12 protein-coding genes are annotated in these 14,902 nt (G+C 59.1%); 3 read left to right on the top strand and 9 right to left on the bottom strand.

Annotation, left to right across the window (positions count from 1 at the left end; genetic code table 11):
• Positions 1–11: 11 nt before the first annotated feature.
• The gene (locus AC30D7_RS21475) at positions 12–1,193 is read right to left on the bottom strand and encodes a CaiB/BaiF CoA transferase family protein (protein ID WP_490135400.1); all 1,182 of its coding nucleotides are present in this window, start codon (positions 1,191–1,193) and stop codon (positions 12–14) included.
• 143 nt (positions 1,194–1,336) lie between these two features.
• Positions 1,337–2,671, bottom strand: a complete 1,335-nt coding sequence (locus AC30D7_RS21470) for a dicarboxylate/amino acid:cation symporter (RefSeq protein ID WP_490135399.1) — start codon at positions 2,669–2,671, stop codon at positions 1,337–1,339.
• 340 nt (positions 2,672–3,011) lie between these two features.
• Between AC30D7_RS21470 and AC30D7_RS21465 the strand changes: the two genes are divergently transcribed.
• Positions 3,012–4,010, top strand: a complete 999-nt coding sequence (locus AC30D7_RS21465; protein WP_490135398.1) for an AraC family transcriptional regulator — start codon at positions 3,012–3,014, stop codon at positions 4,008–4,010.
• A gap of 203 nt (positions 4,011–4,213) precedes the next feature.
• On the opposite strand, the gene AC30D7_RS21460 is transcribed toward AC30D7_RS21465, so the two are convergent.
• The 5 genes from AC30D7_RS21460 to AC30D7_RS21440 form a co-directional block, all read right to left on the bottom strand.
• Positions 4,214–4,573 (bottom strand): DUF6124 family protein, encoded by a 360-nt coding sequence (locus AC30D7_RS21460; protein ID WP_490135397.1) that lies wholly within the window; start codon positions 4,571–4,573, stop codon positions 4,214–4,216.
• Positions 4,574–5,059: 486 nt separating this feature from the next.
• On the bottom strand, positions 5,060–7,438 hold the full coding sequence (locus tag AC30D7_RS21455) for a hypothetical protein (RefSeq protein ID WP_490135396.1): 2,379 nt from the start codon (positions 7,436–7,438) through the stop codon (positions 5,060–5,062).
• 203 nt (positions 7,439–7,641) lie between these two features.
• On the bottom strand, positions 7,642–8,988 hold the full coding sequence (locus tag AC30D7_RS21450) for an ATP-binding protein (RefSeq protein ID WP_490135395.1): 1,347 nt from the start codon (positions 8,986–8,988) through the stop codon (positions 7,642–7,644).
• On the bottom strand, positions 8,985–9,662 hold the full coding sequence (locus AC30D7_RS21445; protein WP_490135394.1) for a response regulator: 678 nt from the start codon (positions 9,660–9,662) through the stop codon (positions 8,985–8,987). Before AC30D7_RS21445 ends, AC30D7_RS21450 begins: the two co-directional genes overlap by 4 nt.
• Before the next feature lie 92 nt (positions 9,663–9,754).
• Entirely contained in the window at positions 9,755–10,357 is a 603-nt protein-coding gene (locus tag AC30D7_RS21440) for a membrane protein (RefSeq protein ID WP_019581238.1), read from the bottom strand.
• 147 nt (positions 10,358–10,504) lie between these two features.
• Between AC30D7_RS21440 and AC30D7_RS21435 the strand changes: the two genes are divergently transcribed.
• Both AC30D7_RS21435 and AC30D7_RS21430 read left to right on the top strand, forming a co-directional pair.
• Positions 10,505–11,296 carry a dienelactone hydrolase family protein gene (locus tag AC30D7_RS21435; protein WP_019581239.1) on the top strand — a complete coding sequence of 264 codons (792 nt, stop codon included), beginning with the start codon at positions 10,505–10,507 and terminating at the stop codon, positions 11,294–11,296.
• Positions 11,297–11,494: 198 nt separating this feature from the next.
• Positions 11,495–12,220, top strand: coding sequence for a 4'-phosphopantetheinyl transferase family protein (locus tag AC30D7_RS21430; RefSeq protein WP_490135393.1), 726 nt, complete (start codon positions 11,495–11,497; stop codon positions 12,218–12,220).
• 111 nt (positions 12,221–12,331) lie between these two features.
• Here the strand turns inward: AC30D7_RS21430 and AC30D7_RS21425 are convergent, their stop codons facing one another.
• Together AC30D7_RS21425 and AC30D7_RS21420 are read right to left on the bottom strand one after the other, a co-directional pair.
• On the bottom strand, positions 12,332–13,942 hold the full coding sequence (locus AC30D7_RS21425; protein ID WP_490135392.1) for an ATP-binding protein: 1,611 nt from the start codon (positions 13,940–13,942) through the stop codon (positions 12,332–12,334).
• Positions 13,939–14,652: a response regulator gene (locus AC30D7_RS21420; protein WP_490135391.1), complete on the bottom strand. Its 714-nt coding sequence runs from the start codon at positions 14,650–14,652 to the stop codon at positions 13,939–13,941. The genes AC30D7_RS21425 and AC30D7_RS21420 overlap by 4 nt, the downstream gene beginning before the upstream one ends.
• Positions 14,653–14,902: the final 250 nt, after the last annotated feature.

Here is a 14,902-nt window from a genome sequence, read left to right as displayed (position 1 = left end):
CGGGACAGACGCTAGATAACTACCTTGGCCCGCCGCAGCGCTTCAATCCGCTCAACACTAAACCCCAACTCCCCCAACACCTCATCCGTATGCTGCCCCACCCGGGCGCCAATGTGCCGCGGCTCAGGTAACCCCGCTGAAAACTTCAACGGACAGGCCATCTGCGCCTGGGTCGAGCCATCGCCCCGCGGCACCTCAGCCACCAATTCCCGCGCCTGCAACTGCGGATGCCTGACCGCTTCGCCCAGGCTCAACACCGGCTCGACACACGCATCGACCCCGGCAAACAGCTCACACAGCCAGGCAAAGTCGTGTTTTTCGAATTCAATGTTCAGCGCGTCCTTGAGCGCCCGTTGCCGGGCGGGGTCGGACGACAATCCCTCGGCCGCCAGTTCCGGACGGCCCAGCACCGTGCACAGTTGCTGCATGAACCCCGGTTCCAGACTGCCCACCGACAACCAGCGGCCATCGCGCGACCGGTAGTAATCGTAGAAGCTGCCGCCGTTGAGCATCTGGTCTTCCCTGCCAGGCTCAACGCCGCAGGCCAGGTAGCCGGCACCAGCCATGGCGTTCAGGCTGAAGGCGCAGTCAGTCATGCTCACATCCAGATGCTGCCCCTGCCCGGTCTGTTGCCGCGCGATCACCGCTGCCAGCAGCCCGATCACCCCATGCAACGAACCGCCCGCGACATCCGCCACCTGCATGCCCAACGGCAACGGGCCGCTGTCGGCACGGCCGGTGTAGCTCGAAAGGCCCGCCAGCGCCAGGTAGTTGATGTCGTGGCCGGCGCGGTCCTTGTAAGGGCCGGTCTGCCCGTAGCCGGTGATCGACACATAAATCAACCGTGGATTGATCGCCTTCAAGGCTTCATACCCCAGGCCCAGCCGTTCCATCACGCCAGGGCGGAACTGCTCCAGCACAATGTCGTAGTCCGCAAGCAATTGCTTGATCACCTCCAGCGCCTCGGGCTGCTTGAGGTCCAGCGCCAGGCTGCGCTTGTTGCGATTGAGGTACGCGTGGCTGGCCGACACGCCCTGATCATGGGGCGGCAGCACCCGCAGCAAATCCATGCGGGTCGGCGATTCGATGCGTAGCACCTCGGCGCCCATGTCCGCCAACAGCAACGAGGCGAACGGCCCCGGCAACAATGTCGAGAAATCCAGAACCTTGAGTGATGCCAGTGGACCGAGCATGAGCGTTCTCCAGTGCAGTCCCCCAAGCCTAGGCAGCCCGGGACATTGCAGCAATCACCTTATGTGCCAGTGACGCTGACCGTTACGCTCAAATCGCAGGCAACAAAAAACCCGCCGAAGCGGGTTTTTCATTGCAACAAGGCTTACTTGGCGTTCGTCGGGGTTGCCCCTTCAACGTGGCCCAAAACATCGTCTTTAGGCTCGTCGGCAATGCCGCGACCACCCGAGGCCAGCTCGGATTGCAGCACGTCGGTGTCCAGTTCCTTGACCCACTTGGCCACAACAATGGTGGCAACCGCGTTACCTACCAGGTTGGTCAGCGCGCGGGCTTCGGACATGAAACGGTCGATACCGAGGATCAGCGCCAGGCCGGCAACCGGCAGGTGGCCAACAGCGGACAAGGTAGCGGCCAGTACGATGAAGCCACTACCGGTCACGCCAGCAGCGCCTTTGGAGGACAGCAGCAACACCACCAGCAGAGTGATCTGGTGAGTGATGTCCATTTGCGTGTCGGTGGCCTGAGCAATGAACACTGCCGCCATGGTCAGGTAGATCGCAGTACCGTCAAGGTTGAACGAGTAGCCGGTCGGAATCACCAGACCTACGACGGATTTCTGCGCACCCAGACGCTCCATCTTGATCAGCATGCGTGGCAGTACCGATTCAGAAGAAGAAGTACCCAACACGATCAGCAGCTCTTCACGGATGTAACGAATCATTTTCAGTACGCTGAAGCCGTGAGCGCGAGCAATACCACCCAGCACGACCAGAACGAACAGCAGGCAGGTGATGTAGAAGCACGCCATCAACTGACCGAGTTGCACCAACGAGCCCACACCGTAGGCACCGATGGTGAACGCCATGGCGCCCAAGGCACCGAGTGGCGCGAGCTTCATGATCATGTTGATGATGTTGAACATCACGTGGGCAAAGCGATCGATGAAGTCCAGGATTGGCTTGCCGTAGGCACCCAGGCGATGCAGAGCGAAACCGAAGATCACCGAGAACATCAGCACTTGCAGGATATCGCCGGTGGCGAACGCGCCGAAGATGGTGTTCGGGATCACGTTGAGCAGGAAGCCAACGACGCTTTGATCAGCACCGGCCGCGACGTACTGAGCGACTTTGGAAGCATCCAACTTAGTCACATCGATGTGCATGCCGTTACCCGGCTGGATGATGTTGACCACCACCAGACCGACCAGCAATGCAATGGTCGAAACGATTTCGAAGTAGAGCAGCGCGTAACCGCCGGTCTTGCCGACCGACTTCATGTTCTGCATGCCCGCGATTCCGCTGACAACGGTGCAGAAAATGATGGGAGCGATGATCATTTTGATCAGTTTGATGAACCCGTCACCCAACGGCTTGAGGGCTACACCGGTCTGCGGGTAGAAGTGACCGAGCAGGATGCCGATGGCGATGGCAACGATCACCTGGAAATACAGGGATTTGTACAGTGGCTGACGAGTCGTCATTGCAAAGTTCCTCAAGAGTGCCCAATGACAACATCCATCTGTTGCCCAGGACACTTCAATTGCGAACCCTCCTGCACCGGAGGGATTTGTTTTGTCGAGCTGCGCAACGGCAGGCATCTGCTCGTTGTATCGCAAGGCCCGTGCCACATTCACCAAAAAGCCTGCGAACCTTTTGACATCAAGGGTTACAGGTTTTTTTGGGTCACCAACCCGTTATGACCATGTGGCGGATTTCCGCCCATCCGCCAGACCTCGTCCTGCAATTTGGCGGATATCCGCCTTGTCCACCGTTGATGGGCACCGCTACCATCCATTGCTCAGTGGACGGACCTGCCCTCTCATGCGTGAACGCACCATCGCCAGCCATTTCGCCCGCGCCGCCCTCGGCGGTGCACGCCGACGTGGCTTCGACTATTCGAGCCTGTTGCAGCAACTGGGGATCAGCTCCGAGTTGCTGGAGGAACCACGGGCGCGGATCGCGCCTGAGCAGTTCACCCGGTTGATCCAGGGATTGTGGCTGGCCCTGGATGACGAATACCTGGGTTTCGGGTTGGCGCCGAGCAAACCCGGCAGTTTCGCGATGATGTGCCACGCGGTGATCCACTGCCGCACGCTGGAGAAAGCACTCAATCGCGGCCTGTTGTTTTACAGCCTGTTTCCCGGGGCGCCGCGTCTGACCTTGAGCCGCGAAGGCGAGATGATTCGCCTGAGCCTCGACGATTCGCCGCTGTGGGACCCGGACCATTTCCTTTGCGAAAGCCTGCTGGTGATCTGGCATCGTTTCGGCAGCTGGCTGATCGGCCAGCGCATTCGTCTGGAGCACGCCACATTCAGCTACCCGAGACCCGAGCACGGGGCCGAATACGACTTGCTGTTTTCCTGCCCGCTAACGTTCGATACTACTCAGAGTAGCCTGCTGTTCCACGGCCGCTACCTGAACATGTCGCTGTTGCAGGACGAACGAACCCTCAAGCACTTTCTCGAGCGCTCCCCCGCCGACCTGCTGTCACGCCCCGACGAAGGCGACAGCCTGAGCAGCCAATTGCGGCGCTTGCTCAGCCGCGACAGCGCACGCTGGCCGGATCTGGAAGCGGTGGCGGCGCACCTGCACATCAGCCCGCAAACCTTGCGCCGGCATTTGCGTGAGGAAGGCACGAGCTTTCAGGAATTGAAGGATCAGTTACGCCGGGACATCGCGATTTATCACCTGGGGCGGGCGGATCTGTCGTTGCAACAGATTGCCGAGCAGTTGGGGTTTTCCGAACCTTCGGCGTTTCATCGGGCGTTCAAGAAGTGGACGGGGTTGACGCCGGGGGCTTATCGGGCTCAGGAGAACTGATTTCACAACTTTGCAGGCAGCCATGCTGTTGTGGCGAGGGAGCTTGCTCCCGCTGGGCCGCGAAGCGGCCCCAAACCCGGCAATCACGATTTTTCAGACACCCCGCAAACTCAGGTTTTGCGACTGCTTCGCAGCCGAGCGGGACGGTGCGGCGATCCGACAAGCTCCCTCGCCACAATAAGTGCTCTCACCACAGACTTTCGTCAGGCTGGTGGATCGATGTTATCCAGCACCCGATTCACCGCCAACTCGCCAAGCATGACCACCGATTGAATCCCCAACATCATGTTGCGATGTGGCATGTCCATCAACCCGGCGAACTCACTGAGCATCACGCTCGCTGACGCCAGGGATTCGCAGGCGTTGACCAGCAGGGTTTCGTTATCGACCTTCGCACCGACATGGTAAATGGTGCTGGGCTTGCGCTTGGTGTCTTTGGGGGTGGGTGGTTTGAGGTAGTGGTCGAGGGCGCGGTCGGCGGCTTCGTGGAGTTTTTTTGAATCGAGGGATTCGTAGGGGGATGTTGGATCGGTTTCCGGTGGGTTCGGCGTAGGTTTGAACATGTGAAGCTCCGTAATTGGTTGAGCCGCCACGACCTATCGCTAAACAAGTAAAGGTGGCGGCTGTACGCAGGTTAGCGATCCGGGTCACAGAAACCCCGGGTAGACTCGAAGGTCTCCCACGCACAGCCACCATTACGCGAATTGCAGGCACTAAAAACTGCAATCAAACTTGGGCACTTTTGCGTCTGTGTAGGGGATCGGATCGCTAAACCCGATCGCTGATTCGTCAGCGACCCGGAAACGATAGAACCCACGCCCCAGGCGCACAAGCCGGCGGATTCTGGCGTAGTCGTAGGCAGCGGCGCAAGGATGTGTAGCCTGAGTGAGTGTCTGGAGATGTATTTTAAACATCTCCATTTATTGCTCACTCATATCCTAAATAAATGCGTCCCCTTTTCCTTCGGGCTTTTAGCCTTGACTCGAGACCGGCTAATGGGGGCCTCTTATGTTTGCGTTAAATTCGTACCCGAATTGGCAATGCAGGTGTCAGATCCGCCGATAACAAATAGCGGGGGCTATAACCCCCATGTTGTGAGCATATGGTCCGGAGAATCGGCCGTTGGGTCCCGTGCCAAGCGTAATGCCCCAGGTTAAATCACTCCATCCGAGGTGAAAAGCTGGCAAAGTATTGGGTGGCGGGTTGTTGTTGGGATGATAGTTGTTCAAGAGGACATAAATATAGGCTCGGGCGGCAGTTACGTGGTTGAAATGTTGACCGCCTATGCTGCTTATCCATGCAGATGCTTGTTGGAATGTCATGCGAGTGGGGTTGTAGAGGAGTTGTGCAACGTTGGAAACTGTGACCTCGATGGTTTTTTTCTGGCCGATGGCGTCGGTTATAGTGACAGTTGCGTTACCGTTCCATAGGCTTCTGATCGTCCCGTTTCCGCTGTCGACGGATACTATTTGATCATTGGATACAAGAAATTTAATCGGGGGGACGCCACCTGTCACGGGACGGGTGGCGGAGGTACCTTGTGGGTCTGATAAGAGCGTCCAATTGAAGCCACTGCCTTTTAAGGAGATGTGCGCCCCGGAAAGGTGTAGTGGGGACGTGTCTACGATGAGTTTAGGGATGTCAGGCATCACTTTGACCGTGTAACGCCGCGGCGGGAAGGTCACCGCGGTACCCAAATCAGCCACCTTGCCAAAGTTAACCCTGAACGTGATCGTCACGTTCGTGCCATCCTTGAGCGTTTTCAGCCAGTCAACCAGTGCCGGCCGAGTCACCCCTTGCGTTCCAGTGTGCGGCACGCCATTAAGGTCGTCGAAATGAATCACTGCCCCACTGCTGTTAACCCCGTCATAGCGTAACCAGACGATTTGCCCAGATTCGCTCGGTGTCCATAACCCAACACTCAACGTGTCGGTCGCCACCAGTTTTGGGACATCCAGTTCCTGCCCGGTCTGACCGACAATGACCGGTGTGGGAAACCGCGCATCCCCATCCGCAATCCGATTAACGTTCAACACCAGCGGCCCAGACCGGGCAATCTCCTTGCCATCCCGAATCAGTGCCCAGCGAAACTCCAGTTGTTTGCCGTGCCGCGCCGCAAGAAATGCCTGGGTCAGGACGGTGTTCGTCCGCTTGTTCGTGTTGAAGGCCACCGCCGAAAATGGCGTGGCGCCCGGTACAGGGTTGATTTCGATCAAGCGAGCCTTGTCCCCGGCAAGCGCGGCCAGGAACTCGATGCGTACGGTGACTCCGGTCGAATAGCGCCATAGGTCGATGGGACTGACGGCCGGTGCAACCAGTGTCGGCGGGATTAACTTGATGGCGCCTTCGCCAATCACCTGCGCCGTGGCAGGCGTCGAGGTAGCGATGACCGTACCGCCTCTGACCATCTGATACACGAGCGTCAAGATGCTATTGGCGATGACTTTGTCGTTGGGAATACTCCCCAAAAATTGACTCGGGACTTGAGTGACTGCCTGTGTTTCTTCGTGAGTCGCAACGACACTGCCATTCAACTCGGCAGTAAACACCAGCTTGATGGAATCCCCCACTTTCCAGATCGTTTCAACAAGGTGAATTAACGCCCATAACGGATTACCGGCCAACTTGCGAAGGTCCACGGTCTTGGGATCGTCATTGTTATCGGTCGGAATTTCTCGAAATATCGCCTTCGGCAAGGTAATCCGTTTGAGGTGAACATCAGCAATCACAATCTCCGACCAGGTAGGCGGCCCGGACGGGTTGGTCAGATTGTCCACAACCCGAAACATGAATGTAAAATCCGAATCATCCCCGCCTTGTTCCAGCACTTGCCTGGAAATCGGGATGACGATGCTTGTTGGAGGCGCCGAAGTAGGTGGTTCGCTGTCAGGCAGCAATTGGTGCCTGACGATGACACCGTTGCAGTCGACAAAAATACGGTCGTACCACTGCATATTTTTATAGCCCACGGTAACGGTCACGCTATCCGCCTCAGCGTTACCAATACTCTTGTGGCTAACGTCAATGTTCAATACAGGCGGGGTATCACCCGGAGGGGAGCTGCGGTAGAGCAAAATTAATTCGGGGGTGAATTCTTCGTTTTGGGAGGGACGTTTGACACTGAATTTAATTTTGTTTTGGCCCCTCTGAAAACGTCCAGGAGGAATAGTCAACGTTACATCCTCCCCTTCCTTGCCTTTTGCAATGGTCACTTTGCCCGCAAACTCATCGTTCAGATAAAGCGTAATAAGGTCATTTACTGACTGCCCCACGTACGCAAACAAAATCACGTAAAAACCATCGATCGCGTTGGCGTCAGCAATGGAAGCTCCGCCATGCTCCACTGAATCGGCTGGCACCACATCAACCATATTGGGCGCGTAAGGCAGTGTCAGCGCAAAGAGTTCAATCGAGCGTGCGTTTTCCATCGCGATATCTCCAAAGGCGTCGAGTTCAAGGAACCGAAATCAGGAACTGCTGGAGAGATATAACGCGAACTTATTAATGACCGGCTACTGTCAGATCTGATAGTAACGACGAGTGGTTGCGGGAATCAGATCAAAAGATCACAGCCTTCGGCAGCGCCTGCGCGCTCTGACGAGGCGACGATCTTTCGGCTACACCGCCGTCATCAAACCACCGGAAAATGAATCCGGAACGCCGCGCCGCCCATCGGCGAATCCCCCAGCGTCAGCCTGGCGCTATAGCTCTCGATGATGTCCTTGACCACCGCCAAACCAATCCCCTGCCCCGGATGCTGGCGATCCAGCCGCTCGCCGCGTTCGAGAATCCGCGCGCGCTGGTCGGTTGGTACACCAGGGCCATCGTCTTCAATGCAAAGCTCAATGCCACTGAGGGTTTCGCGCACGCTGATGCGTACTTCGTTCAGGCACAGGCGATAGGCGTTTTCCAGCAGGTTGCCCATCATTTCCAGCAAGGCGCCCTGCTCGATCGGCACGTAACACTGATCCGGCAGATCGAAGGCGACCCGCACGCGTTTGTCGCGGTAGACCTTGTCCAGGGTGTCGCAGAGGCTTTGCAGCACCGGGCGCAGGCGCACCTGATGGCGCACCAGGCCGCTTTTGCGCAGGCTGGCCCGTTGCAGTTGATAGCTGATCTGCTGGCTCATGCGCTCGATCTGGGTTTGCAGCACCCAAGCCTGATCGCGCTCTTGCGGCTTTTGCGCCATGTCTTCGCTGACCCCTTGCAGCACCGCCAGCGGAGTTTTCAGGCTGTGGGCCAGGTCGTCGAGAGAGTCGCGATAACGGCTGCGCTGTTCACGCTCGCTGTGCAGCAAACGGTTGAGCGAGCCGGTCAGGCGCAGCAGTTCGCGCGGGTGTTGTTCGCTGAGGCTTTCGCGGGTGCCGCTTTCGATCTGGTCCAGCTCCTGGCTCAGGCGGCTCAACGCCTGCAAGCCCCAGGTCAGGCCAACCCAGAGTAAAACGAGCAACACCAGCAATGCGGCACCGAAGCCCAGATAGAGGTTTTCCCGCAGGCCTTCGAGGGTGGCTTCGTATTCGCGCACCGGTTGCAGCGCGACGATGCTGAACGCCGCGCTTTTGCCGCCGAGCAGCTTGACCTCGACGTCATAGACGAAAAACTCTTCACCATTGGCCTCGCGAATCCTCGCGAACTCGTTGCCGCGTCCGTCGTAACGCGGCTTGTAGTTGATGTTCTCTTCCTGGGTGGCCTTCGAGCGCCAGACCAGGTGACCTTCGCGGTCATAGATGTAGCCGAGCAATCGGCTGTCGGCGAGGTTGAAACGCTCATCAGGCAACTGCGCCGGCATCTGCAAGCGGTTGTTATCCACCCGGGCGGCGGAGATCAGCGTGGTGACGTCCGACGCCAGGCGTTGCTCGATGGAGTCCTGCAATGCCAGGCTGAACGCACCTTGCATCGCTGGCAGCAACGCCAGCATGAACAACACCGCCAGGGTGGTAGCGGCGAGCATCAAGCGGACACGAAGGGAACGAATCAAGTGCAGCGCTCATTGAACAGGTAGCCGAGGCCACGCACGGTATCGATCGGCTTGAACCCGGTCGGGCCTTCGAGTTTGCGGCGCAAGCGGCCGACCAGCACTTCGATCACATTCGGATCGCGCTCGTCGTCATCCGGGTAGAGCTGCTCCATTAAGCGGTCCTTGGCCACCACTTGCTGATGATGCCGCATCAGGTATTCGAGGATCCGATATTCGTAGGCGGTCAGCGCCAGCGGCTGATCATCGAGGGACGCCTGTTTGCGATTGAGGTCCAGCAGCAAGGGACCGGCGACGATGGTCGACTGGGTGAAACCGCTGGAGCGACGCAGCAAGGCATTGAGCCGGGCGTCCAGCTCTTCGAACTGGAACGGCTTGACCACGTAGTCGTCGGCACCGGCGGCGAGGCCTTCGACCTTGTCTTGCCAGTTGCCGCGCGCGGTGAGGATCAGGATCGGAAACGTCTTGCCTTGGGAGCGCAGCTGACGAATCAGGTCGAGCCCGCCCATGCCCGGCAGACCGAGGTCGATCACCGCCAGGTCATGGTTGAACTGCTCGGCCTGATGCAACGCATCGATGGCGTTGGCCACGGCCTCGACCACGTGGCCGCTGTCCGTCAAACGGGTCTGCAGGTGATGGCGCAACAGCGCTTCATCTTCGACAACCAGCAATTTCATAAGGCTCTCCGGGGCAAATCAACATCTCCAAAGGTCAGTTAAGCCTGCTCCCACAGGTTGCGAGGCTTAACTGACTGGCAACCAAACGCTGTTTAGAAAGCGTAGTTGGCGGACAAGTACGTCTGGGCGCTGCTGGTCAAGTCCAGCGAACCCTGTTTGCTGCCGCCGCGCTCGCTCATCTCGGTGCTGGCGTTGCTACGCAGGTAACGGTAACCCAGCTCGACCGAGGTGTTTTGCGTAACTTGCTGCAACACGCCGACCTGGCCGCCAATGGCGTAACCGATGTCGCTGTCGCGGCTGAAGCCTGGCGATTCCTGGGTCATTTTGGTCAAACCGGCCGTGGCACCGCCGAACAGTTTGGTGCTGCCACCCACTGGGTAAAACAGATCGTAGCTGCCCAGCAGGTTTTCCTGACGCAGTTTAATGCCATTATGCGAGCCCGACACGTTGTCGTAAGTGGCGTAGTAGCGGCCCTGGCTGTCTTGCTGGCCCACACGCAAACCCCAGGTGTTGTCCTTGCCGATCACACCGTCGGCGTTCGGGTGGTTGAGGTTGTCGTTCAGGGCACTGGATTTTTTAACCTTGTCGCTGGTCTGGCCAAAGGTCAGGCCGGCAAAATTGGTGGTGTCGGCGTGGGCGGCAACACTGGCGCCCATCACGGTGAAAGCCAGGAGCAGTTTTTTCAAAGTAGTCATTGGGGAATTTCCTCATGCGCTATGTGCTTTTTGGGTACGGGGCAAGGTTACTGACCTCACCCTGTACAGCCCCTGAACGCACTCTGAACCTGAGCTGAATCAAATCGACTACGCTTTCTTGACGTTTGTTTATAAGGAGATTCAGCCATGCGTGTGTTGCTCGCCCTTGTATTGCTGGCCGTGAGCGGGCTCAGCCAGGCCGCCATCAAGACCCAGGAAATTCCCTATCAGAGTGCCGATGGCACCAAGCTGATTGGCTATTACGCCTACGACGACGCCATTAAAGGTCCGCGTCCGGGTGTGGTGGTGGTACATGAATGGTGGGGGCTCAACGACTACGCCAAGCGACGCGCCCGCGATCTGGCCGGCCTGGGCTACAGCGCGCTGGCGATCGACATGTATGGCGACGGCAAGAACACCGAACACCCCAAGGACGCCATGGCGTTCATGCAAGCCGCGACGAAGGACAGCGCAGCAGCCAGCGCGCGGTTTCAGGCCGGGCTCGATTTGCTGAAGAAACAGCCACAGACCGATCCGGCCAAACTGGCGGCCATCGGCTATTGCTTCGGCGGCGCAGTGGTGCTGAATGCCGCACGCCAAGGCTTGCCGCTGGCGGGCGTGGTGAGTTTCCACGGTGCACTGGCGACCAATACGCCGGCGGCGCCTGGCAGTGTGAAAGCGAAAATACTGGTGGAGCATGGCGCGCAGGACAGCATGGTCACGGCGGATAATGTGGCGGCGTTCAAGGCGGAAATGGACAAGGCCGGTGCCGACTATAAGTTCGTCAGTCTTGAAGGCGCCAAGCATGGCTTCAGCAACCCTGATGCGGATCGTCTGAGCCACGGCGATCATGGCGGGCCGGACATTGGTTACAACAAGGCCGCCGATGAGAAATCGTGGGCGGACATGCAGGCGTTTTTCAAGAAGATCTTTGGCTGATCAGATAGACCTCTGTGGCGAGGGGGCTTGCCCCCGTTGGGCTGCGAAGCAGCCCCAAAACCTGCAATCGCATGTCGACAGACACACTACGTTGACCGGGTTTACGACTGCTTCGCAGCCGAACGGGGGCAAGCCCCCTCGCCACAAAAGCCCTGCTGCCACTACCCAGCCATTGAGCTAAACGGCAAAATGCCCGTCATGAATCCCGTCCCCGCCCTACCCGCCTGCTGCACCCCGCTCGACGCCCATTGGCCGCTGCCGTTTGTGCTGCCCGATACGGTCCTGCTGGGCACTCACTTCGATACCAAGCAATTGGCCAGCGATGATTTCCAGCGCAGCGCCATCGAGCCGCCCGCGAGCATCCAGCGTTCGGTGGCCAAGCGTCAGGCCGAGTTTCTCGCCGGGCGAATTTGCGCTCGGGCCGCGTTGCAACAGCTGGAAGGGCTGAGCTTCATTCCGGCCATTGGTGAAGACCGCGCACCGGTGTGGCCAGCGCATATCACCGGTTCGATCACCCACAGCACCGGCCGGGCCGCGGCGATTGTCGCGAACAAGGCCCATTGGCGCGGCTTGGGAATGGACCTGGAAAATCTGCTCGACGCAGAACGGGCCGAACGCCTGGCCGGAGAGATTCTCACCGGGACTGAGTTGCGGCGCATGGCCGCCGGGGCTCGCGATCAGTTGGCGATGGTGGTGACGCTGACGTTTTCGGTGAAGGAAAGCCTGTTCAAGGCGCTCTACCCGATCGTCCAAAAGCGCTTCTATTTCGAACACGCCGAAGTGCTGGAGTGGAGCGAGGGCGGTGAAGTGCGGTTGCGGTTGCTGACCGACCTGTCCAGTGAGTGGCGCAGCGGCACCGAACTGGACGCGCAGTTTGCGGTGATGGATGGGCAGTTGTTGAGTCTGGTCAGTATCAAGGCCTGAGGGTTTGTAGTGGCTGTCAGGGCCTCTTCGCGGGCAAGCCTCGCTCCTACGGGAATTCTGTAGGAGCGAGGCTTGCCCGCGAAGGCGACAGCCCTGACACCACCAAAAATCTCAACGCCGCTCCTGATTCCTCGGCCAGCTCAAACTGAAACACGCCCCGCCCAGGCTTTTGCTCTTGCTGATCAGCGCTCGCCCGTCGTGCCAATGGATGATCCGCCGCACGATCGACAACCCCAGCCCATGCCCACCCGAGGCGCGGGTGCGGCTATCGTCGAGGCGCAGGAACGGGGTGAAGATTTTCTCCCACGCGGTTTCCGGCACGCCCGGCCCGTCATCCTCGACATCCACCCGACAGCGCTGCTGCCCCACCTGATAGCTGACGGTCACCCGTGAATGGGCATGGCGCATGGCGTTGCTCACCAGATTCTGCAACGCCCGGTGCAGGTAACGCGGCTCGGCCTCGACCCAAGCCCCGTCGCAATCGGCGGCCGACAGGCACAAGCCGCGCTGTACCGTGACCTCGGCGCGCAACGGTGCCAACTCCTCGATCACCTGATTGACCAGCGCATCCAGATCGATCCGCTGGAAATTCAGCGCCGGCGAACCCTGCTCCAGCCGCGCATAGGTGAGCATCTCGTCGACCAGCCGATCGAGGTCTTCGATGTCGTGGTCCATGCCCTCGCGGTATTTCTCCAGTGCCTCAGGCGTGCTGGCCGAACCGATCATCTCCAGGCCAAAACGCAGACGCGCCACCGGTGTACGCAATTCGTGGGACACGGCACGCACCAGTTCTCGCTGAATCGCCAACAATTGCTGCAAGTGCTCGGCCATGCCGTTGAACGCTGCGGCCAGCCGCCCCACCGAGTCGGCACCGCGTGCCGGTACGCGGGTTTCCAGGCTGCCCTTGGCAATTCGCGTGGCGGCGGCTTCCAGACCGCGCAAACGACGCTCCAGTTGCCGCACCAACAGATAGACAATCAAACCGATCAGGCTCAGGCCAAGGGCCGCGATCAGCACCAGCCACTCGGGCGGGTAAGGATTCATCTGATACAACGGGCCAATTTCCAGCACCCACGGCGTACCAACCATGCCGGCAAACACCCGAATCGAATCGCCGCCCTTGCCTAACGCCATCACCGTGTCGCCTTCTGACACGCGGCGGCTCTGGTCTTCGTCCATGTCGGCCTCATCAACCGTCACCAGCCGCAGATCGAAGCCGAAACCCTTATCTTCCTTTAACTGCTCCAGACGCTTGGGCTGCTCGGCCACCGGGTAGCGCACCAGTTCATCGGCCAGCAGGTAGATGGTCGCCCGCGCCAGTTGCTCGCTGATCTGCTGGACTTCACCGGTGAGCACCAGTTGTTCCTTGTCGCTGACCAGACGATAAACCTTCGCCGCGTGCGGGCCGGTCTGCTCCACCAGTGCCTGACCGCGCAGTACGCGGGTACGCTGGGTCAGGTCGAGGTCGGTCTGGGGGAACGTCTTCAGCGCCAGCGGAATCCCGAGCAAGCGCTCCCACACCAGCAAGGCCCGGTGGCGCTCGGTCTCGTTCATCGGTTGCAGGTTATCGGCCATCAGCGAGAACGTGCCGTGGGCCAGGCGCTCGCGGTACTGCTCGCTGCGCACCTGGTTAAGCAGGTGCAAGGCCAGCACACCGAGTACGGCCACCAGAATCAGCGCCGCGCACATGCCGCCATAAATACGCAGGAAGATCGAGTTCACAGGGTGCAGGCTTCCGGCACGAACAAATAGCCTTTGCTGCGGACGGTCTTGATCAGCCGCGGATGCTCCGGGTCATCGCCGATCTTGGGGCGGATGCGCGAGATGCGCACGTCGATCGAGCGGTCCTGGCCGTCATAACCGATACCGCGCAGCGCGGTGAATATTTCTTCGCGGGACAGAATACGCCCGGCATTGGCCACCAGCAGCCAGAGCAGATCGAACTCGGCACTGGTCAATTCGATGCCTTTGTCATGCAGCCAGGCTTCGCGCAATGCATTGTCCACCACCAACGGACCGAACTGCAGGCGCCGGAGTTTTTCCGGGGCCACCTCCGGGGCTTCGCTGCGGCGCAGCAGGGCTTGAATACGCGCGAGCAATAAACGTGGACGCACCGGTTTGCAGACGTAGTCGTCGGCGCCCAGGTCCAGGCCAAGAATCTGATCGGTGTCATCGGTGCGCGCGGTGAGCATCAGGATCGGCCCGTCATAGCGGTCGCGAATCTTGCGGCAAATGCTCAAGCCGTCTTCGCCCGGGAGCATCAGGTCGAGAATCACCAGGTCCGGTTTCTCCTTGATGATGCGTGCCGCGGCCAGGGCGCCATTACCCTCGATCGATACTCGCAGGCCGTTGGTTTGCAGGTAATCGCGGGTCAGTTCGGCCAGACGCTGGTCGTCCTCGACAATCAATACCTGCCAGGCTTCTTGCTCCACGATCACCTCTGCTTGCCAACACCATCAATAAGGAAGGATCCACCCGTCTTTTTGTAATGATTGGGGAGGATAAGAATGCATCTGCATTGGCCGATTGTATAAACGCCACACGTCTGGAACACAAGCCGGTAAATGCGTTCGGACACAACGGTTTTTTGTGATAGGGTTCGCGCCCTTAAAAATCCGGATGACTGTTTTCTGTCGCTGAAAATCAGTGAAAAATGGTCGGCTCCAGCTAGGTCGCGGCCTA

The sequence above is a fragment of the Pseudomonas sp. DF5 genome (genome assembly GCF_058148225.1).
The sequence above is the reverse complement of the archived record's forward strand: the minus strand, read 5'-3'. Positions and strand labels throughout refer to the sequence as shown.